Consider the following 19,045-nt stretch of genomic DNA (forward strand, 5'->3'; position numbering starts at 1 on the left):
ACAGTTTAAACTCGTGTCTGTCGAAAAGAGACGAGGCAGACCATGAGTGAAAATAAGAGAAAAATATTTAGCCGCGTACAAAAAGCCAAGGTGGCAGTTGAGGCGATCAAAGGCGAAAAGACGATCAATCAGATCGCCCAAAAGTTCGGCGTGCATCCGACGCAGGTTAGCCAGTGGAAGAAATAATTATTGGCAAATGCAGGCAGTCTGTTTGAAGGTAAACGTGCTCCGAAACCGGTCAGCACACAGAACGAACCAGACTGTCTCTATGCCAAAATTTGGGAACTGAATATGGAACTCGACTGACCAGTCACGCGCTCGGTCGTGTACGACAAGAAAAAGCGCTTGCAGGAAGAGATCCATCCGTTTGATCGTTTGCTGTTGCAAGTGCTTGGAGATGAATAGTCCAAGCATCCGTTTTACGGCACGCGACGCATGAGGCATGACTTGCCAGGCTGTGGCCATATAGGGCATTGACGCATACATCCAAGGCTTTGAGCGTGTAGATCAAAATACCTGCTCCTGCCGCGACCGAAATAATTGAGTATTTCAGAGCACACGCATGACGGGGTAACGTCGCCATGCCGGTTCGCGATGGCGATGGCAATGCTGGAAAATAAAGTCGAGTACCGCCGTTTGATTACTCTGCAATTCGGGATGGGCCGAACGCCAAGCTTCAAAGGCTGCGCGCGTATCGTCTTCCTCGCGCAAAATCTCGGCGGCGCTGTCTTCGAACACATAGTCGGAATATGCTTCCTTGCGTTCCAGGCAGCTGTTAAAAAATCCCCAGCGGAAAAAACTGTCGTGCGCCTGCGGTTCCAAGGTTTCGATCACATAGCGCGCCTGTGCTTGATCGAGACTGAGCAAGTAATCGCCGGCTTGCGCTTGCACGGTGTCAGCGCGGGCATCGAGACTAAGCTCGTCATGAAACAAATGTCCTTCGTAGGCTTGCGGACGCGATTGCAGCTCAAGAATATGATAAACCTCGACGGCCAAACTTTGCTCTTGCTCCAGCTTTTGCAACTGCACCCCATTCCACTGTAAGCGCTCGATCACGCCACGCCACGCGCAAGGAATCAGGTAAGCGCGCGGCCGCGTGACGACCTCGCTGGCAATGAAGCGGTTGAAATACGGAATCGGTTTTTCCCATGGCTGGCTGCGGTCATACGCCAAGCGTTGGTAGCTGCCGAGCAGGCTGGGCTGGTAACTGGCTTGATAACCTTTGAAGAGAAAACTGACGGGCTGGCTGTGATCGGCTTGCCAGCGCACGATCGCTGTGGCATCGCTGGCCGCGGCGCGGCGCGCGGCGGCACGCAGGCTGCGAATCTGGCTGCCATCGCGTACTGTCAGCGCCAACACCGTTTCCACCAGTGCGCGCATAGCTTCGTAGCGATCGGCAAAGGGTTTGAGCATATGGGTTTCCGGCATGAAGCCTATGCAATGATGCAGGGCCGCATAGCCGGTGGAAAAGCGCGGCGTTTCCAAAAAATCTTCGATGCCATGGTCAGGGATGTCTCGTATTGGATTGACGTACGGACAGGTCGGCCAGCCGCGTTGTTCCATCGCGCTGAAAATCGCCGGCAACATGGCGTGCTTGAGATAGTTGCCGAGCGCGCCGCCGAGCTTGTCGGTCTGGGTTTGAATCAGCGTCATCGTGTATTGGTAGTCGGCACCGTTAGAGGTGTGCGTGTCGACCATGACATCCGGATCCCAAGTACAGAAAAAGCGGTTGAACGTGGCGGCGCTGAGGCTGTCACATTTGATGAAGTCGCGATTGAGATCAAGATGCAGGCTGTTGCCGCGAAACCCGAACTCTTCCGGGCCATCTTGATTCACGCGCGAACTGGCACCACGATCGAGACTACCATCGACATTGTAAAGTGGAATAAAGAGGAACACCGTGTCAGCCAGAGCCGCCAAACGCGCCGGTTGCAGGCATAAGTCACGCACCAAGGCCATGCAGGCATCGACGCCTTCCGGCTCACCGGGGTGAATGCCATTATTATTGAAAAACACCGTTCGTCCAGCGGCGCGCACGCGCTCAGCATCAAACACAGCATCGGCGCTGATGATACCGGCATGAATAGGATGGCCGGCATCGGAGCGACCGATTTCAAAGAAACTCAGCAGTTGCGGAAACGCTGCTGCCAGTTCTTGATAAAACTGTATGCATTGCTGCCAGTTGGTGGTTTGATTGCGGTTACCGGCTTCATACGGTGTGATGAAGGCAGGCGCACATGTCGGCGTAGTGGACATATTGTTCTCAACAAGGCAAAACGACGATTTTAGCCTACATTCATGCGTCTGAATATCTGATCGAAAGCGCGGACTTACTCGGCGTACTTCTGAGCGTTGACGACACCGAATAGGTACAGAGTCGCAAACGCAAGCCACAAAAGGTGCTTCCTGCACGAAGCCCTACCCTGAGATACCGACTTGACAGAGACTCTTTAATACATAGAATGTTCATGGATCACAGATTTTTGATGAAGTAGCACTCGTATTTGCAAAATATGCTAGTAAAATGGACTAAAACAGCGCTTGTCAAGCTTGACTTGATCGCTCAAGCTATCGCAAAAGATAAGCCTGCTCGTGCCACTTCGTTTGGCCAAGAAATCCAACAAAAAACCAAGTACTGAATACGTATTAAATCATAGAATTATTCTTTTTTTTTCCGCAAACAGATACAATCCAAAGCCGTCACCAATGACCTCCGCAGAAACACTCGCCTTAAAAAATACTTGCCCGATTCAACTCGGCGGCCATCGCGCGGCCACGCCGGCCGAGAGTTACGCGCGCATGGCAGAATGGTGCGCGCAGCATGAAGTCGAGCATGATGTGTATGGTGAAGGAGCGCTGGCTCAAGACTTTGAACATAAGATCGCCAGCCTGTTGGGCATGGAAAGTGGCTTGTTCTGCATTACCGGCACGATGGCCCAGGTGACTTGCCTGCGCTTGGCCTGCGACGAGCGCAATAATCGCCTCGTGGCCTTGCATCCGAGTTCACATATTCTGTTGCATGAACGAAGTAATTTTCAAGCACTCGAGCATTTTACGGCGCTGCGTACCGGCCAGCCTTACCGGCCTTGGACGCTGGCTGATCTGCAAGCGCACGGCGAAGCGCTGGCGGCGGTACAGATAGAATTGCCAATGCGGGAAATCGGCGGGCAATTGCCGGATTGGGATGAACTCGAAGCCATCAAGCAATATTGCAAACAGCGCAATATTCATTTGCATATGGATGGTGCCAGGCTATGGGAAGCGGCGGCGGCCTATGGTAAAACGCTGGCGGAAATCGCTGCCGGTTACGATACCGTGTATGTCTCGTTTTACAAAGGCATGGCAGGATTGGGTGGAGCCATGCTGCTCGGCAATGCAGATTTTCTGGCACGCGCACGGGTGTGGATGCACCGTCTCGGTGGCAGCGTGTTTCGGCGCAGTCCATATATTGTGTCAGCGGCGATGCAATTCGATGCCAGACTGGCGGCGATGCCGGCCTGCTTTGCGCGCACACAGCAACTGTATGCTTTGCTAGCCGAGTATCCGCATTTTACGGTCAATCCGACTACGCCACAAAGTAATATGCTGCACTTGTATCTGCCAATCACACGGCAAGCAGCGCAAGCGCTACGCGACCGCATCGCCCGCGAGCATGGCATCTGGCTGTTCAATCAAGCCGTCGACAGTGCCCTGCCACAGCAATGTATGTTTGAGTGGTATGTCGGCGATCAGTTGGTCGCACTCGACGATCAACTGTTACGCCGCGCGCTCGATCTGTTTGCTGATGCGATAGAACAAGCGGCTTGATCAAAAATCTGACCAGGGTTTGAAACTCCGGCCTTCAGAGGCTGTCGCAAAAAGCCTGATGGACGCTTTTTTACACCTGAAACACCGTATACCTCGTCATTCCTGCATGCCGCAGCCTCGTCATTCCCGCATGCTTTTGGCGGGAACCCAGTATCGTTTTCAGCGCTGAAAACACGATCATATCTGGCATTTTCAGTTAAGCACGAACGCCGCTGGGTTCCTGCCAAAAGCGCGCAGGAATGACGTAGCCACCAGTTAGGGTAATGATACCGACTAGCAGACATGGAGCGAACAACTTAATTGATCGTCGCTTGCGACGATCAATTAAGTTGTTCAGCTATCTTGGTCTGCTGCGGCCAGCGCCGCTTCAATGCGGGTGCGGACCAACTGTATGTGGCTGCGTAAGCGATACAATTCTTCCGCATACGACAAGGGTATGCTGATACGGTTAACCTTGACTTCCAATTCATCGAGCAACAGCAATTGTTTACGCAGTAAGGCCGCCCGTTCCGGCTGCGCCGGACTATCGACAATTTGTTCGACTTGGCGCAACTGAGCGTACCAGCGATAGACGCGCGAGCGTATGCGCCAGACATACAGAGGTGGAATAATTTTCGACAGTGGCAGCAGCAAGGCGGCCAGCGGCACGAAAACTATCCACATGCGCTCAAAGAAATTGGCGATCCAAAAACTTAAATAACGCTGCAGCACCGGTGGGCCGTTTTTGTAAAATTTTTCAGCCGCGGCGGCGACTGGAATTTCGCTGTATTTATCGGAGGGGAATTCACCCTGTTTACTGAACCAGTCGGCTTGGCCATGCACTTTGTGTACGGCTTCGAGCATGGCACCCATCAGTGCCGGGTGCAGACTTTCATATGCGACCAAGGTCACGCTTGAGGCGATCAGTTGCACATCGTGCGAGGGAATATCGCGTCCCAGATCGACTACGCCACGCGGTAAGACCACCTTGGATAAAAACGGCAGGCGGCGGGTATACGCTTCGGCTTGCACAAAATTGAACAAGCGTATGCCAGGGGCGCGCATCAATTCTTGTACTAAGGGTGCATCGCCGGCGCTACTCATAACGAGTACATCGAGGTCACCCTTTTGCAGCGCTGCTGCGGCCGCTTCGTCAGTTTGTCTTTGCATGGAGAAAGCGCTGTCATCCAAGCCATTGAGCGCTAAAATCCGGCTGAACAAGCGGTGCATGCCATTGCCTTCGGCACCGAGGTTGAGGCGCTGACCGCGCAGTGCGGTCAAGCTGCGTACTTCCTGTTTGCTGCGATAAAAAATCCAAATCGGTTCGTAAAACAAGCCACCCAGCGAGACTAAGCGTTTTTCCTCGGCCTCTTCGGTACTGGTCGAGCCGCTGCGTACAAAACCGATCATGACAGATGAATCGGGGTCGCTGATTTTTTGCAGATTGTCTTGTGAGCCGGAAGAGTTGGCGATGTGCAGCGTAATCTTTTTTTGTGCCAAGTCGGCCGCATACAATTTCGCGAAATGCGCATACGAACCCTGCGCCGGACCGGCCGCCATCTCGATCACGCGTTTCGGCGCGGGGTCGACCAAATAATAGGCCAGCGTCAGCCCGGCGATCAGAGTGAGTAGCAACGGCCCGAATGCGAGCAACAGATCGCGCAGGGAAAACAAGGTGAATTTCAGCTTACGCATGATGGATGGACCTCGGTATTACAAGGCAGCGGTAACGGCCACGTATTCGGCAGCAAACAGATCGAGTCCGGCACACATGGCGGCATACGCCAATGGCACTTGCGCGGCATCGCCCTTGACACCGAGTTCGATATGGCGGCGCTGGTTTTCGCTCGCCACTGTCGGCAGGCTGAAGACTTTGATCAACGGGTAGTCAGCTTCCAAGCGTTCCATCAAGGGCGTCAAGACCGATTCGATCGCTTCATACACGAACACCGATTGCTCGGCGCGCGCTTGTTGGTGAAACAAATGCGGGTAGTGGGTGTCGAGCACCCACTCTATCATCGGCCAAGCCATCACCGGAAACCCTGGCACGAAGTAATGGCGATCCACGGCAAAGCCGGGAATGCGGTTATACGGATTCGGTATCAATTGCGCACCGAGCGGAAATTCGCCCATTTTCAAGCGCTGCTGATGTTCGGGCGCCGCCAAATTGAGCGTATCACCGGCTTCGGCCGCCATCTCGCGGATGCGTTGCTCGATCAAGAGCTTGGCCCCATCATGTAAGGCCAGTGGTACTTGCAGCGCTGCCGCCGCACCTTGGCGGGTATGGTCGTCCGGGGTGGCACCGATACCGCCGGTAGAAAACACGATATCGTCGCCGGCAAAACTGCGCTGTAGCGTGGCGGTGATTTTTTCGCGACTGTCGCCAACATATTCGGCCCAATCGAGTTGCAGGCCACGCGCATGCAGAATCTCGATGACCTTGGACAAATGTTTGTCTTGGCGTTTTCCCGACAAAATTTCATCACCGATGATAATCAAACCGATTGCCATGCTGTTCCTCTTTTTTTTTGATTAATTCAATGCTGCGGTGGCACGCAAACGCGCCAAGGCAGCCAGGCAGTAGTGCTGAAACCATAAGCCGCTGAATACAAACACCAACACATAGAGCCAAATCGCCAGGGCCGCAAACACCGGCAAAAACAGCATCGATACCACACCACCGAGCCACAATAAGCCCGGTGCCGCACCAAATAGGCCGGCGACGGTACCGATGAGCAGCAAAGACCAGCGATGCTCGCGCAGCAGCAGGCGGCGTTCAGCGGCGTCGGCATGCTCGGCCAGGGCATCATACACAATCACACGATAGGTCAGCCAGCCCCATAACAAAGGCTGGATGATCAATGACAGCAGCGGGATCAAGGTGAGCGGCAAACTGAGTAACCAGAGTGCGGCAAAAATGCCGAACGAGGACAAAGAATGCCACAGACTACCGAACCAACTGCCGCCCCGACGTTGTTCCAATGTCGGGTAATGGCGGCTGCTGACGTGGCGGCTGATGGCCGGCATGGCCAGCGTCCCGATACATAGCAAGGCGGTGAAAACCATCAGCGGCAGCAGCAACCACATCGCCACCAAGGGCACCACCATCGCTTTGAAGGCTAACAGACCGAGCATGCCCAGCACTTCGCCGGCAGTTTGAAACTGGCCATGCACATCAAACCATTGCTGCACATAATCGAGTAAGACTTGCATGCCCAACCACAGTGCCACGCTCCAGATCAGCAGCGCCACCAGAAACGGTAACAACGTCAGCAGCAGCATTTTGATGTGTAATTGGGCAGCGCAGGCGCGACCCCAAGCGATCCCGACATCCACCAGGCGCATTACGAGTTCTCCCTGTCGATGCCGAGCATACGCTTTACGCCCAGATACTGCTGCGACCAAAAGCCTTGGCCATACTCGCGCGCGCGACCTTGAGGTGGCGCTAACTGATCGGCGATGCCGGTGCGGACAAACTCTTGCTGCAGCAAGGCGGTACCGAAGCAGTAATCCCACAGCGGAAATAAGACCGCGAAATTATGCCCGCCTTTGGCCGTATTGGCAGCGCCAGCATGGGCAGGAACGATAGCATGATGTGTGCGATGATAGCGCGGCGATACTAACAAGTACTCGCCGAAGCGGCCGAAATGCAGGCGAACGTTAGCATGCTGCAAACTTTGCAGCATTTGGCTGGCCATCACCAGTAACACATACTGGCCCGGTTCCACACCGATCACCAAGGCGATCAAGCCCATATACACATCGCGTAACAAGTCATCGAGCACATGATTGCGGTTATCACTCCATAAATTCATCTCACGCTGACTGTGATGCAAGCTATGCAAGCCCCACCACCAATCAAAATGATGCGACGCCCGATGATACCAATAATCGAAAAAGTCGAGCACAAACAGGTAAGCAAAAAACAGCAAGGCCGGATAAGTGAGAAAGCCGGACCAGATGTCTTCAAGATTGAAGGGCTGAATGCCCTCCAGATGCAGCCATGCGCTGACTTGATCGAACATAGGGGTCAAGATGAAAAACACCAGTACCGTAAAAGCACCAAGCCGGTGCAATGCAGTGTAGGTGAAATCATTCCAGCGCGCGCGACGGCTGCCGATGGTTTGCACCGGCAACCAAGCCTCGAGTGGGCGCAGGATCACAAACAGCAGCAATAATTGTACCGCGCCGAGCACAAACCACTCGACGCCCTCAAAAGCATCTTCGACGAATTCGCCCAAACCGAGCGCGAACAGGGTCGGCTGCACCAATTGTTCGAAAATCCAAGCCTGTAGCAATGTCAGCTTGTCACTGAAGTGCAGATCGGAACTCATAATGGCTTACCACGGTAAGCGGGATGTTCGCGCAAGGTGGCGAAACAAAAACCTTTTTGTTCCAAGCCGCGGATCAGCGGTTCGAGATTCTCAGGCATCCAGGCCGGCGTGCGCGACCAAATACCGAGGTGGGCCATAAAAATATCGCCATCGCGTAAATTGTCCAGCGCGCGCTGCAGCAGTTGCCGATTACTGAAACGATCGCCCGGCAATTCATCGCCGGAAAAGCCGGCTGCGGCCCAGCCCACATGTTGATAGCCGCAGGCGGCCGCGGCCTTGAGCGCATTCGGCGTGACTTTACCGCCCGGAGCGCGCCAAAACGGGTCGAGTGCTTGTCCGGTCAGCGCCATGAAGCGCTGATCAACACGGCGCAATTCGCTGCAGTACTGGGCCGGCGTCCAGCTGAGTTTTTTGCCGGCCGCGGCACCAAACTGCGGCTTGACCAGCATCTTGCCATCGGCCAGGTCGCCGAGCAGATACACATGATCAAAGCTATGGCTGCCGAAAGCATGGCCGTCTTTGGCTAACGCGCTCCAGTACGTGGACCACGAGGGATCGAGCGAGTAATCCTGGCGCACAGTTTTTTCATTGGCCAGAAAAAATGTCGCGTGAATGTTATGGCGGCGTAAGGTCGTGGCGACCAACTCGGCTTGCGACTGGCTGCCGGTATCAAAAGTCAGATAAATACGCGCGCTGCAGGCCGCGGCCTGCGTGCCGGCGCAGTACAGCGCCAGCGCCGCCGCCAAGATGCCGCGCCAACTGTTACAAATCGGGTGCGCGATTGGCAAAATAGACTCCATGCGGCGAACGTCCGACCGGAATAAGTTTGATGACTTTACGCGTGGCGATATCGATGACCGCGACTTTCTTAATCCAGCGCAGGGTTGCCCACAAGGTCTTGCCGTCGGCACTCACCTCCATGCAATCAGGCCCGCCGGGCACGGCGATGCTGCCGACATTTTCCAGAGTTTGTTGATCGACGATGGTGATTTCATTCGATGTCCGGTTAGAAACAAAGATGTGACGCTTATCGCCGAGTGCACGGAAATTGTGTGTGCCGACGCCGGCTTGGATTTTTTTGACGGTTTTACGAGCGCGCCAGTCGATGACTTCGACATAATTGCTGCCCATAATGCCGACCAGCAAATATTTATCATCGGCAGTCATCATAATGCCTGCCGGTAACTTACCTACCGGCAAGGTCCATTTGACTTTTTGTGTCGCCAAATCGATCGCGGAAACTTGATCACTGCCTTGCTGAGTGATGAAGACCGTGGTGCTGGCGGCATCAAAAGCCATGTGGCTAGGCAATTTCGCCAAGGGAACCCGATTAATGAGTCGGACTTCTTTGCCCTTCATTTCATAAAAATCGACGCGATCAAGCCGCAGTGAATTTGATATTAACCATTTTTGATCAGGCGAAAAGCCGATTTGATAGGGATCGGCAATATCTTTGACGCGCCGCTGAATTTGCCCGCTGCGCGGATCGAGAAACACTAATTCATTACCGACCGCATTGGCGATAATCAAGGATTGATTATCGGGTGTAGCAATCAGATGATGCGGTTCTTTGCCTACAGGAAATGTATCAATTTCCTGATAGGTTTGCTGATCAAGCAAGCTGACGGTGGCGTCGCGCGAATTGAGCACCACCACGACATTGGCTGGGGCTGCCAGCAAAGGCGACGCAAAGCATAAACACGAGAGCAACAACAGAAAACGACGACGCATGAAAAAGATCGCAAATAAATGAGGGAAGCGCGCATTTTACCGTGCATCAGCATGAGCCGCAGAAAAAATGCTTGTGATTTTTTTTTTACTTTTCAGAGGCTTCCAACAACAGCAAGCCGTGAGGCGGCCCAAGAAATTTATGCAAAAACCCTTGAAAACAGCATGACATTGATGACTTTTTTCAAATTTGCACTACAATTGATCTACATTTTTTTTAAAGTACAGGGGAAACCATGAGCATCATTACCACCGTCAGCGGCTTGCAATATGAAGATAAAGTGATAGGCGAAGGCGCCCAAGCAGAGGCTGGCAATCACGTTGTGGTGCACTATACCGGTTGGTTGCAAAATCCGGATGGCAGCGCTGGCAAGAAATTTGATTCCAGCAAAGATCGCAATGATCCTTTCTCTTTCCCACTTGGTGCTGGTCATGTGATCAAGGGTTGGGATGAAGGCGTACAAGGCATGTTGATTGGCGGCACACGCATTCTGACTATTCCATCGGCACTCGGCTATGGCCCACGCGGTGCTGGCGGTGCAATTCCACCGAACGCGACACTGATTTTTGAAGTCGAATTGCTCGGCGTTTAATAATTTAAAACAAAAAAACCAGCTTCACAGCTGGTTTTTTTTGCAGTAAGGGAAGCTTACTCGCGAATGAAATGCTGACGATAATATTTCAATTCTTCTATCGATTCGGCGATATCGGCCAAGGCCGTATGTTTTTGCTGCTTTTTGAAGCCAGCGAGTAATTCCGGCTTCCAGCGACGGCACAATTCTTTCAGGGTGGAAACGTCAAGGTTGCGATAATGAAAGAATGCCTCGAGTTTCGGCATGCCACGGGCCATGAAGCGACGATCTTGGCAAATCGTATTGCCGCACATCGGCGACTTCCCAGCCGGCACGTAGGGTTTGAGGAAGGCGATCAGCGCGTCTTCGGCATCGGCTTCAGAGACGGTTGAAGCTTTGACTTTATCGATCAAACCGGAGCGACCATGTGTACCCTTGTTCCAAGCATCCATCTTACCGAGGGTTTCATCAGACTGATGAATCGCAAATACCGGGCCTTCGGCCAGCACGTTGAGCTGCGAATCGGTGACAATGACGGCGATTTCGATGATGCGATCACCATCCGGGTCGAGACCGGTCATTTCCAGGTCGACCCAGATCAGATTGAGTTCGTTCGGACGCGCTGGAATGCGCGTGTTTGCTTCAATGTCGGTCGCTTGTGACATAATTACCCCTTGATAAAGCGCCGGCAGTACCGGCAGCCATGATTTCTTTGTGTTTTCTCACGCAGTGCGAGCCTGTGTGAGATTGATAATAGGATAAAACCGAGATTTTATCTAAGTCCGGCTTGATCGGACAATAAAATACTTCCCCAGCTTTTTTTGAATGCGTCATTTTCCCATGAATTCAATTACTTTTTCGGTTTTCTTCGTCGCCTTTCTATTGCTCACGCTGTGCGTGCAATTTTGGCTGGGGTCGCGCCACATCCGCCATATTCTGCGCCATCGCACCGTGGTACCGGCCCGCTTCGCACAAAAAATTGCCCTGCCAGCCCATCAAAAGGCAGCCGATTACAGCATCGCCAAAACCAAACTCAGTCTGCTGAGTTTGCTGTTCAATGGCCTGGTGCTGATCGGTTTCACCCTCTTCGGCGGCTTGCAATGGCTGTCCGTGCATTTACTGGAACTGATAGGTTCCGGCATGCTGTACCAAATCGCCCTGCTCGCTGCCTTCGTCGTCATCAGTAGTGTGCTGGAATTACCGTTTTCTTATTACACGCAATTCGTGTTAGAACAAAAATTCGGTTTCAATAAAATGACACCGGCACTGTTCTTTGGCGATATGATCAAAAACAGCGCGCTCGGCTGCGCCATCGGTTTGCCGCTGATCTGGGTCGTGCTCAGCTTGATGGAGCAAGCCGGTGCCAACTGGTGGCTCTATGCCTGGCTGGTATGGAGCGGTTTTCAATTGCTGATGATGTCGATCTATCCTAGCGTAATCGCCCCGCTGTTCAATAAATTCACCCCGCTCGACGATGCTGCGCTGCGCACGCGGATAGAAAATCTGATGCAACGCGTCGGTTTTGCCTCCAAAGGTTTGTTCGTCATGGATGGTTCCAAGCGCAGCGCGCATGGCAATGCTTATTTTTCCGGCTTCGGGGCCGGCAAGCGCATCGTGTTTTTCGATACGCTGTTGGCACGTCTGGCCCCGCAAGAAATTGAAGCGGTGTTGGCGCATGAACTCGGACATTTCAAACTCAAGCATATCGTCAAGCGCATGCTCGTGATTTTTACGCTGTCGCTGGGCTTTCTGGCGCTGCTCGGTTTTCTCAAGCAGCAAGTGTGGTTCTATACCGGCCTCGGCGTCGACCCGATGTTGTTGGCAAAAAATGATGCCATGGCCTTGATTTTGTTCCTGCTCTGCATTCCGGTGTTCGGTTTTTTGTTTTCGCCACTGAGCGCCATCAGCTCGCGTCGGCATGAATTCGAAGCCGATGCCTTCGCTGCCAAGCATACCAATGCTAACGACCTCGTCGCCGCGCTGGTAAAACTGTATGAAGACAACGCCGCAACGCTCACGCCCGACCCGCTGTATTCGTCTTTTTACGATTCCCACCCGCCGGCGACAGTGCGCATCGACCATCTGCTGGCTGCACACTGACTACTCTTTAAGGACCGACCATGATTAAAACTACCGATTTACTGGCGAGCACATCGCAGCACACCGAAACTGCGCTGCCACAAGCGGAGCTGGCTGCTTATTTTGCCGCCACCCCGGGCTGGAGCCAAGATGGCGCGCGCATCGTCAAGACCTACCAATTTAAAAATTACTATGAAACTCTGGCCTTCATCAACGCGATTGCCTACGTGATTCACGCCCAAGACCACCATCCGGAATTAGTCGTCAGCTTCAACCGCTGTGTCATCAAGTTTGACACTCACACCGTCAACGATGGCCATGGTGGTATTTCGGTCAATGATTTCATCTGTGCGGCCAAGGTTGATGCCGTGTTCGAGCAAAGCTTTTCCTGATGGCGCATCAACAAGGTCTGGTCATCGCCGCGCATGGCCGTCATTATTTAATCCAAGCCGAAGTGGCTGGTGAAACGCTGAAACTGCACTGCGTCACGCGCGGCAAAAAAACTGATGTCTCGGTCGGCGATGTTGTCGAGTTAGCGCTGACATCAAAAAATCAGGGGGTCATCGAAGCGATCACGCCGCGTAAAACGCTGCTGTATCGCTCGGACCAATATAAATCGAAAATGTTGGCCGCCAATTTAAGCCAATTGGTGATCGTGGTTGCCACCGAACCGAGTTTTACCGATGATTTGGTTTCGCGTGCACTGGTGGCAGCGGAATCATCGGGTATCAAGCCGCATATCATTCTCAACAAGATCGATGTCACGGAATCGCTGGCCAAGGCGCGCCAGCGCGTCGGACTGTATGCCGGCCTCGGCTATCCGGTGCATGAAGTGTCGGTGCGCGCTGACCCCGAGGGTACCCGTGTAGCGATGGACCAGTTGATGCGTGGCCAAAGTACGATCCTGATCGGCCAGTCGGGCATGGGCAAATCTTCGCTGATCAACCTGCTGATACCGGATGCCGAAATCGCCACACGCGAAATTTCTGCGGCGCTCGACACCGGCAAGCACACCACCACCTTCACCCGCTTGTACCAGATGGATCAAAATTCGTATGTGATCGATTCGCCCGGCTTTCAAGAGTTCGGCTTGCATCAGCTCAGCGAAGGCATGCTGGAGCGAGCTTTCCCGGAATTTTTACCACATCTGGGGAAATGCAAATTCTATAATTGCCACCATCACAGCGAACCGCAATGCGCGGTGCTGGCGGCAGTTAAGGAAGGCACGATTTCGGCCATGCGGCACCAACTATTTGAACAACTGGTGCATGAATCGGCACAAACCATCGGTTACTGAATCAGTTTTACAATTGTCCTTGCTTGAGGCGCGCATACCAACTCAGTTCGCCGGCGCTGAAAGCGTGTTGCAGCATCCGCTCAGGCACTTCCCAAACAATCACCTTGGGAGGTGTCTGCTGCAGTGCCGGACTGTGCAGGTAGGCCGTGGCGGCACCGTCAAAGTCGCCGCCATCTTTGGCCAGATTCGCCACCGGTGCGGCCAGATGTTGGCTCAAAAAAGGCACGAAGTTACCGCGTAAACTGTAGGAAGTGCCGATCACCGCCACCGTCGGCAAGCCGGCATCACCAAACAAATCATCGCTGGCCACCGCGACCGCAGCGACCTTGCTTTGCGCGCTGATTTCTATGCTGGGACGCAATGCCGCCGGCAAACCCTCGAGATTCGCGACCCGCATCAAGTCGCCGGGGCGTTCAGCTTGTATGGTGCTAACCGCACCGGTCGGCAGCACGGCGCGCTGACCCGTCACCAATTGCAGAGCCTGCAGACGCGCGGCAATAGCGGCGGCGGCGGCATTCGCGCCGGCTTCATTCCAATGCGAATCGCTGCGATAGTAACGTTCGCCGGCGAGCGCCGTCAGTGGCGTCGCCAAATCCAACACCTCAACACCATTGCCGCGCAAGTTACTTAGCCATTGCCGGGTGCGTGGCGCGAAACGCGCCGGCCGCGCCACCCCGCACAGATGCGCGGCTTCGATGCGTGATTTATCGGGTACCAAGGCGACCAAGAGTGCGATGCCGCGTTGTCGCAGCAAACCCGCCACTTGCGCCACCATGTAAGCACGCGCCGCGGCATTCTGCTCGCCACCCGGATACACAGTCAGTTCATCACTGAGAAAAAACCAACCGGGACAACCGGCGGCCACCGACGGCCCGCTGTCATGCGCGAGGTTCCAATCGACCGCGCGCTCAATCTTGGCGAACGGCTGGCTCCATACAAAATGCGTATTCAATTCGCTGGTAAAGCGTCGACTCGCCGTGCCATCGGCAATCCGCTGTAACACTGCCATCTCCTGCCAAGCCTTGCTCGGTACCGCCCGTAAGGAAGTCAAGGCCACCACCAAACCGATCAGCAGGATAAGGCCGAACGCCAGCGCTGGCAAATAGCGCCAGCGGCCGGCAGTGTGGTGATCGAAAGAGAAGGATTCGCTCATGAAGGGGTCTTTTAAAACTGAAAATATAAAAACGGAATCGCTTTTTGTCCGGCCAGCACAATGAGCGCATACATGAAGCTCAAGACCGGCCACAGCATGCTCCACCAAGCCAAGCCAAGGCCGCCGCGGCGTGCTACTGCCGTGGCTGGATAGAGTAGCAATGCCACAGCGAGGGCGAAGGTAATCAGGATGCCGGGGCGCAGCGCCAGTTGTAATTCATCGCCTAGTCCCATGCCGTGCAGACCGAATTGTCCGGCCCACATCGCCATGGCATTGTCAAAGCCGGCGGCGCGGAAGATGGTCCAAGCCAGCATCACGACCAGTAAAGTGGCCAGCCGTCCCAGCCAATCGGGCAATTGCCAGCCGCGCTGGGTAAATGCGCGATCACAGCACAAAGCACTGCCATGTATCACACCCCAGATCAGGTAATTCCAGTTTTCACCGCCATGCCACAAACCGCCAATGGCCATCGTCAGCATTAAATTGACGTAGGTGCGCCCAGGTCCTTGGCGGTTGCCGCCCAGACTGATATAGAGGTAATCGCGCAGCCACGACGACAGCGTCATATGCCAGCGCCGCCAAAAATCTTGGATCGAGGTCGACAAATATGGATGATTGAAATTTTCCGCAAAATGAAACCCGAGCATGAGACCGAGACCGATCGCCATGGCGCTGTAGCCGGCAAAATCAAAATACAATTGCAGCGTATAGGCTAAGCAACCGATCCAGGCGTCGCCAAAGGCTGGTTGCTTCAGGCCGAAGGCCAGCGTCACCACGGGCACGAGCGTATCGGCAATCAGCACTTTCATGGAAAAGCCGAGCATAAAACGGCGTGCGCCGGCGCTGAATTTATCGAGCGAGAGCACCCGTTGGCGCAATTCTTTGTCGATGATTTTGTAGCGCACGATGGGCCCGGCGATCAAATGCGGAAACATCGCCATGTAGGCGCTGAAAGAAATGAAGCTGTACTGTGCCGGCACGACTTTACGGCGCACATCGACGACATACGAAATCGCATGCAAAACGGTAAACGACAAACCTATGGGTAGCATCAAATTCACCCACGGCAGCGGCGGCAATTGCTGCCCCGTCAGCAGGGTATTGAGCGAGGCCACCAGCATATTGGTGTATTTATACCACACCAGCGCTGCCAGATTGAGCACGATGGTGGCGACCATCAGGCGGGTCTTGTCTTGCTCGTGACGACACTTGTCGATCCAGATCGCCGCCAGCCAAGCCAGTATCGTCAAGGCGATGATCAGCAGCAGAAACTTCGGCGTCCACCAGGCATAGAACAACCAACTGCCGAGCAGCAGGGTATGGTTGCGCCAGCGCTGAGGCGTGAGCCAATACAGTGCAAAAAACACTGGCAAAAACAGGCAGAGAAATTCCAGTGAGGCGAATACCATGGCGAACTCTCAACTCAAGAGGTCGAATCGCGCACAAAAAACGCCTGACGGCCCTTCTTGGCAGGAATCAGAATCACGCTGTAGCGTTCGCCCGCTTGCAGTTGCGATAAATCGATCACGCTACCGACCGCCTCGGCAGCACAATTGACTTGTACCTTAAGGCTGACTGGATTGAGCAGACGACGCTGCGTGCTCGCGCTCTTCACCGCTTCAAAAATCAGTGCGTTTTTCGGCCCACCGGTCAAGCCGGCAGCGGCACACGATGGATCGGCATTGAGCAGCGCTAAGGAGGCACGCATGGCATTGAAATCGGTCGGGGCTTCGCGTACGATCAAGCTCTCTATACTCGCGCCTTGGTTAAGCAAGGCCACGGTGACGAATTCACCGGGTTTCGCCACCACCTCGATGGTGCTCTTGGATTTACCGATCTGCACCGTGGCAGTCAGCTTGTCGCCGGCCTTGACCGGATAAAAACGCGACACGCGACCGACCGCTTTCGCGTCGAGCGACAGCTTGGCACTGCCGTTGACGATGCTGGCTGCTTCGCTGCCGGCGTTGAGAAAACGGACGAAGGAAGAGTCTTGGCCAGGGCCGGTTTCATATAAAGGATTGTCGGCCAGCGCCAGCGCTGCGGCAGTCGCCAGCAGCACAGTGAGTAGAATTTTTTTCATTTTTGTTCTCTTCATTCATCACAAACAAGGCCTGCCCCCAATCGAGTGCAGACCCGCTTCCATCAGTGTTTGATAGTTTTTAAAATCGTCGGGGTGGCGATGGCGTTGCCGATCGCTGCGCCCCAAGATTGGTAACCGGCACCGTCGAAATGCTGACCGTCGATGGTGCCCCACTCACCCGGTTGCGACAGGCTGAGCGAATCAACATAGGTGCACGGAGCCACGATGTCGGCCAAATAGCCGGACATTTCTTTGGCACGTGCATAGGTTTTGCCGAATTTACCGCCTTCGGTGCCCCAAGCCGGGCCGACCCAGACGCAGGCCACACCATTGTTTTTGATACCCTTGGTCAGGCGCGAGACTTGTTGCCAGACCCAAGTTTTTTGCAATTCCGGCTGGGTATACGAAGCCATGGTGTCGCCGTTGACGACGACCACCAGATTCGGTTTGTAGGTTTTGACCAGCTCATTAAAGGGACGCGTCATCGCCTCTTGCCCCTCTTTCACTTCCACCGGACCATCCTTGAGGCGCACCGCACCGCCGCAGGATGATTGCGTCTTGACCATCCATTCACCGGCCGCGACACCGCAGGCACCGAAGGAATAGACCACGGCACCCTTGTTCATCAAATCGTCATGCAAGGTGGTGATGAGGTAATCGGGCGTCGACATGTGGCTGTCGCCGATGATGAGGACGGTCAGTCCGGCTAAAAGTGCGCTCATAATGGCTCTCGATTGGTAAGATGGCAGAAATTTCGGGAAGACAAGTTGTCAGTCTGCACATTATAGATAGGATGTTGCATTTTGCTACTGACAGATCGACAAGATTACCAAGCGGATTTAAGTTTTTTTTATAATTGACGAAAATTAACAAATCGCGGTATGGTGAAAGCTATCGGCGTCCGCTTCGTGGCAAAAGCGCAGCAAAAATGCGGACGTTTGATTTTTTTTGAGAAAATTCTGTTTTAATTGCCCATTTCCTGAATTTAATATGGGAACGCGATTTTAATCCCTTATAATTAAGCAGTTATGACATGCGGCGGCAAGCTAAACTTGCTGCCCGTTTTATTTATGGCTATCAAACACTTCCTGCAATTCTCCGATTTCACGCTCACTGAGTTCGACTATGTGATGCAGCGTGCGCGTATCATTAAACAACGCTTTAAGGCGTATCAACCTTACCATCCGCTGCTCGACCGAACGTTGGTCATGGTGTTTGAAAAAAATTCCACGCGTACGCGCCTCTCATTCGAAGCCGGTATGCACCAGCTCGGCGGTGCCGCCATCTATCTCAATACCCGCGACAGTCAACTCGGCCGCGGCGAACCGGTGGAAGATGCCGGTCAAGTGATGTCACGCATGTGCGACATCATCATGATCCGCACCTTTGAGCAAGAAATGATAGAACGTTTCGCCGCCAATTCACGCGTACCGGTGATCAATGGGCTGACCAATCAGCACCATCCATGTCAAGTGCTGGCCGATGTCTTTACCTACATCGAACATCGCGGCTCGATTGCCGGCAAAAAAGTGGCATGGATAGGCGACGCCAACAATATGCTTTATTCGTGGTTGCAAGCGGCGCGCATTTTCGGCTTCCATCTGCATGTCTCTACCCCCAAGGGTTACGACATGGACATGAGCTTGGTCGGCCCGGAAACTGCTCACTACACGCTGTTCGATCAACCATCCGATGCCTGTGCCGGCGTTGACCTGGTCAACACCGACGTCTGGACCAGCATGGGCTATGAGGCGGAAAATCAAGCGCGCTTACAAGCCTTCGATGGCTGGATCGTCGATGAAGCGAAAATGGCACGTGCCCATCCCGATGCCTTGTTCATGCACTGTCTGCCAGCCCATCGCGGCGAAGAAGTCTCGGCCGGCGTGATCGACGGCCCGCAATCGGTAGTCTGGGACGAAGCGGAAAACCGCCTGCATGTGCAAAAAGCCCTGCTCGAATATCTGGTGGTCGGCGAAATTAGCTGAAGCCCGCGCGCCTGACATACATCAATCAGTT

20 protein-coding genes are annotated in these 19,045 nt (G+C 53.9%); 8 read left to right on the forward strand and 12 right to left on the reverse strand.

Features of this window, described 5'->3' with window-relative positions; translation table 11 throughout:
* The first annotated feature begins 42 nt into the window (after positions 1-42).
* Entirely contained in the window at positions 43-186 is a 144-nt protein-coding gene (locus QN359_RS02145; RefSeq protein ID WP_416200201.1) for a transposase, read from the forward strand.
* Positions 187-549: 363 nt separating this feature from the next.
* Here QN359_RS02145 and QN359_RS02150 read toward each other — a convergent pair whose 3' ends face one another.
* Entirely contained in the window at positions 550-2,256 is a 1,707-nt protein-coding gene (locus QN359_RS02150; protein WP_322249078.1) for a M14 family zinc carboxypeptidase, read from the reverse strand.
* Between the two features lie 450 nt (positions 2,257-2,706).
* Between QN359_RS02150 and QN359_RS02155 the strand changes: the two genes are divergently transcribed.
* Positions 2,707-3,807 carry a threonine aldolase family protein gene (locus QN359_RS02155; RefSeq protein ID WP_322249079.1) on the forward strand — a complete coding sequence of 367 codons (1,101 nt, stop codon included), beginning with the start codon at positions 2,707-2,709 and terminating at the stop codon, positions 3,805-3,807.
* 333 nt (positions 3,808-4,140) lie between these two features.
* Here the strand turns inward: QN359_RS02155 and QN359_RS02160 are convergent, their stop codons facing one another.
* From QN359_RS02160 to QN359_RS02185, 6 genes are read right to left on the reverse strand one after another with little or no spacing between them, the layout of a single operon-like run.
* Positions 4,141-5,481 carry a TAXI family TRAP transporter solute-binding subunit gene (locus tag QN359_RS02160; RefSeq protein ID WP_322249080.1) on the reverse strand — a complete coding sequence of 447 codons (1,341 nt, stop codon included), beginning with the start codon at positions 5,479-5,481 and terminating at the stop codon, positions 4,141-4,143.
* Positions 5,482-5,499: 18 nt separating this feature from the next.
* Positions 5,500-6,297 (reverse strand): competence/damage-inducible protein A, encoded by a 798-nt coding sequence (locus QN359_RS02165; protein ID WP_322249081.1) that lies wholly within the window; start codon positions 6,295-6,297, stop codon positions 5,500-5,502.
* 21 nt (positions 6,298-6,318) lie between these two features.
* Positions 6,319-7,131 (reverse strand): EI24 domain-containing protein, encoded by an 813-nt coding sequence (locus QN359_RS02170; RefSeq protein WP_322249082.1) that lies wholly within the window; start codon positions 7,129-7,131, stop codon positions 6,319-6,321.
* Positions 7,131-8,120, reverse strand: coding sequence for a sterol desaturase family protein (locus QN359_RS02175; protein WP_322249083.1), 990 nt, complete (start codon positions 8,118-8,120; stop codon positions 7,131-7,133). Before QN359_RS02175 ends, QN359_RS02170 begins: the two co-directional genes overlap by 1 nt.
* Positions 8,117-8,920, reverse strand: a complete 804-nt coding sequence (locus QN359_RS02180; RefSeq protein WP_416200202.1) for a polysaccharide deacetylase family protein — start codon at positions 8,918-8,920, stop codon at positions 8,117-8,119. The genes QN359_RS02175 and QN359_RS02180 overlap by 4 nt, the downstream gene beginning before the upstream one ends.
* Positions 8,883-9,851 carry a cytochrome D1 domain-containing protein gene (locus QN359_RS02185; protein ID WP_322249084.1) on the reverse strand — a complete coding sequence of 323 codons (969 nt, stop codon included), beginning with the start codon at positions 9,849-9,851 and terminating at the stop codon, positions 8,883-8,885. Before QN359_RS02185 ends, QN359_RS02180 begins: the two co-directional genes overlap by 38 nt.
* A 51-nt stretch (positions 9,852-9,902) precedes the next feature.
* On the opposite strand from QN359_RS02185, the gene QN359_RS02190 reads away from it, so the two are divergent.
* A complete protein-coding gene (locus QN359_RS02190; RefSeq protein WP_322249085.1) occupies positions 9,903-10,088 on the forward strand; it encodes a hypothetical protein in 186 nt (61 codons plus the stop codon).
* Positions 10,085-10,441 carry an FKBP-type peptidyl-prolyl cis-trans isomerase gene (locus QN359_RS02195; RefSeq protein ID WP_322249086.1) on the forward strand — a complete coding sequence of 119 codons (357 nt, stop codon included), beginning with the start codon at positions 10,085-10,087 and terminating at the stop codon, positions 10,439-10,441. Before QN359_RS02190 ends, QN359_RS02195 begins: the two co-directional genes overlap by 4 nt.
* A gap of 56 nt (positions 10,442-10,497) precedes the next feature.
* Here the strand turns inward: QN359_RS02195 and orn are convergent, their stop codons facing one another.
* On the reverse strand, positions 10,498-11,085 hold the full coding sequence (gene orn / locus QN359_RS02200) for an oligoribonuclease (protein ID WP_322249087.1): 588 nt from the start codon (positions 11,083-11,085) through the stop codon (positions 10,498-10,500).
* 175 nt (positions 11,086-11,260) lie between these two features.
* On the opposite strand from orn, the gene QN359_RS02205 reads away from it, so the two are divergent.
* Genes QN359_RS02205 through rsgA form a run of 3 tightly spaced genes read left to right on the forward strand, consistent with a single transcriptional unit; the run spans position 11,261 to position 13,796 of the window.
* A complete protein-coding gene (locus tag QN359_RS02205; RefSeq protein ID WP_322249088.1) occupies positions 11,261-12,520 on the forward strand; it encodes a M48 family metallopeptidase in 1,260 nt (419 codons plus the stop codon).
* 20 nt (positions 12,521-12,540) lie between these two features.
* Entirely contained in the window at positions 12,541-12,891 is a 351-nt protein-coding gene (locus tag QN359_RS02210) for a 4a-hydroxytetrahydrobiopterin dehydratase (RefSeq protein WP_322249089.1), read from the forward strand.
* Positions 12,891-13,796: a ribosome small subunit-dependent GTPase A gene (rsgA, locus tag QN359_RS02215; RefSeq protein ID WP_322249090.1), complete on the forward strand. Its 906-nt coding sequence runs from the start codon at positions 12,891-12,893 to the stop codon at positions 13,794-13,796. The genes QN359_RS02210 and rsgA overlap by 1 nt, the downstream gene beginning before the upstream one ends.
* 7 nt (positions 13,797-13,803) lie before the next feature.
* On the opposite strand, the gene QN359_RS02220 is transcribed toward rsgA, so the two are convergent.
* From QN359_RS02220 to QN359_RS02235, 4 genes are all read right to left on the reverse strand, one after another.
* Entirely contained in the window at positions 13,804-14,949 is a 1,146-nt protein-coding gene (locus QN359_RS02220) for an alginate O-acetyltransferase AlgX-related protein (RefSeq protein ID WP_322249091.1), read from the reverse strand.
* Between the two features lie 11 nt (positions 14,950-14,960).
* The gene (locus tag QN359_RS02225; protein WP_322249092.1) at positions 14,961-16,358 is read right to left on the reverse strand and encodes an MBOAT family O-acyltransferase; all 1,398 of its coding nucleotides are present in this window, start codon (positions 16,356-16,358) and stop codon (positions 14,961-14,963) included.
* 14 nt (positions 16,359-16,372) lie between these two features.
* Positions 16,373-17,029, reverse strand: coding sequence for a cell division protein FtsQ (locus QN359_RS02230; protein ID WP_322249093.1), 657 nt, complete (start codon positions 17,027-17,029; stop codon positions 16,373-16,375).
* A gap of 62 nt (positions 17,030-17,091) precedes the next feature.
* Complete coding sequence (locus QN359_RS02235) at positions 17,092-17,751, reverse strand: SGNH/GDSL hydrolase family protein (RefSeq protein WP_322249094.1); 660 nt, start codon at positions 17,749-17,751, stop codon at positions 17,092-17,094.
* 348 nt (positions 17,752-18,099) lie between these two features.
* Here QN359_RS02235 and argF point away from each other — a divergent pair, with 348 nt between their 5' ends.
* Positions 18,100-19,014 carry an ornithine carbamoyltransferase gene (gene argF, locus QN359_RS02240; protein WP_322249095.1) on the forward strand — a complete coding sequence of 305 codons (915 nt, stop codon included), beginning with the start codon at positions 18,100-18,102 and terminating at the stop codon, positions 19,012-19,014.
* Positions 19,015-19,045 lie beyond the last annotated feature (31 nt).

Source organism: Undibacterium sp. 5I2, assembly GCF_035019605.1.
Lineage (GTDB): Bacteria > Pseudomonadota > Gammaproteobacteria > Burkholderiales > Burkholderiaceae_D > Undibacterium.

Excerpts from the sequence above, each read along its gene's own strand:
- QN359_RS02145 (WP_416200201.1), top strand. The coding sequence starts at position 43 with ATGAGTGAAAATAAGAGAAAAATATTTAGCCGCGTACAAAAAGCCAAG.
- QN359_RS02150 (WP_322249078.1), bottom strand. The coding sequence starts at position 2,256 with ATGTCCACTACGCCGACATGTGCGCCTGCCTTCATCACACCGTATGAA.
- QN359_RS02155 (WP_322249079.1), top strand. The coding sequence starts at position 2,707 with ATGACCTCCGCAGAAACACTCGCCTTAAAAAATACTTGCCCGATTCAA.
- QN359_RS02160 (WP_322249080.1), bottom strand. The coding sequence starts at position 5,481 with ATGCGTAAGCTGAAATTCACCTTGTTTTCCCTGCGCGATCTGTTGCTC.
- QN359_RS02165 (WP_322249081.1), bottom strand. The coding sequence starts at position 6,297 with ATGGCAATCGGTTTGATTATCATCGGTGATGAAATTTTGTCGGGAAAA.
- QN359_RS02170 (WP_322249082.1), bottom strand. The coding sequence starts at position 7,131 with ATGCGCCTGGTGGATGTCGGGATCGCTTGGGGTCGCGCCTGCGCTGCC.
- QN359_RS02175 (WP_322249083.1), bottom strand. The coding sequence starts at position 8,120 with ATGAGTTCCGATCTGCACTTCAGTGACAAGCTGACATTGCTACAGGCT.
- QN359_RS02180 (WP_416200202.1), bottom strand. The coding sequence starts at position 8,920 with ATGGAGTCTATTTTGCCAATCGCGCACCCGATTTGTAACAGTTGGCGC.
- QN359_RS02185 (WP_322249084.1), bottom strand. The coding sequence starts at position 9,851 with ATGCGTCGTCGTTTTCTGTTGTTGCTCTCGTGTTTATGCTTTGCGTCG.
- QN359_RS02190 (WP_322249085.1), top strand. The coding sequence starts at position 9,903 with ATGAGCCGCAGAAAAAATGCTTGTGATTTTTTTTTTACTTTTCAGAGG.
- QN359_RS02195 (WP_322249086.1), top strand. The coding sequence starts at position 10,085 with ATGAGCATCATTACCACCGTCAGCGGCTTGCAATATGAAGATAAAGTG.
- orn (WP_322249087.1), bottom strand. The coding sequence starts at position 11,085 with ATGTCACAAGCGACCGACATTGAAGCAAACACGCGCATTCCAGCGCGT.
- QN359_RS02205 (WP_322249088.1), top strand. The coding sequence starts at position 11,261 with ATGAATTCAATTACTTTTTCGGTTTTCTTCGTCGCCTTTCTATTGCTC.
- QN359_RS02210 (WP_322249089.1), top strand. The coding sequence starts at position 12,541 with ATGATTAAAACTACCGATTTACTGGCGAGCACATCGCAGCACACCGAA.
- rsgA (WP_322249090.1), top strand. The coding sequence starts at position 12,891 with ATGGCGCATCAACAAGGTCTGGTCATCGCCGCGCATGGCCGTCATTAT.
- QN359_RS02220 (WP_322249091.1), bottom strand. The coding sequence starts at position 14,949 with ATGAGCGAATCCTTCTCTTTCGATCACCACACTGCCGGCCGCTGGCGC.
- QN359_RS02225 (WP_322249092.1), bottom strand. The coding sequence starts at position 16,358 with ATGGTATTCGCCTCACTGGAATTTCTCTGCCTGTTTTTGCCAGTGTTT.
- QN359_RS02230 (WP_322249093.1), bottom strand. The coding sequence starts at position 17,029 with ATGAAAAAAATTCTACTCACTGTGCTGCTGGCGACTGCCGCAGCGCTG.
- QN359_RS02235 (WP_322249094.1), bottom strand. The coding sequence starts at position 17,751 with ATGAGCGCACTTTTAGCCGGACTGACCGTCCTCATCATCGGCGACAGC.
- argF (WP_322249095.1), top strand. The coding sequence starts at position 18,100 with ATGGCTATCAAACACTTCCTGCAATTCTCCGATTTCACGCTCACTGAG.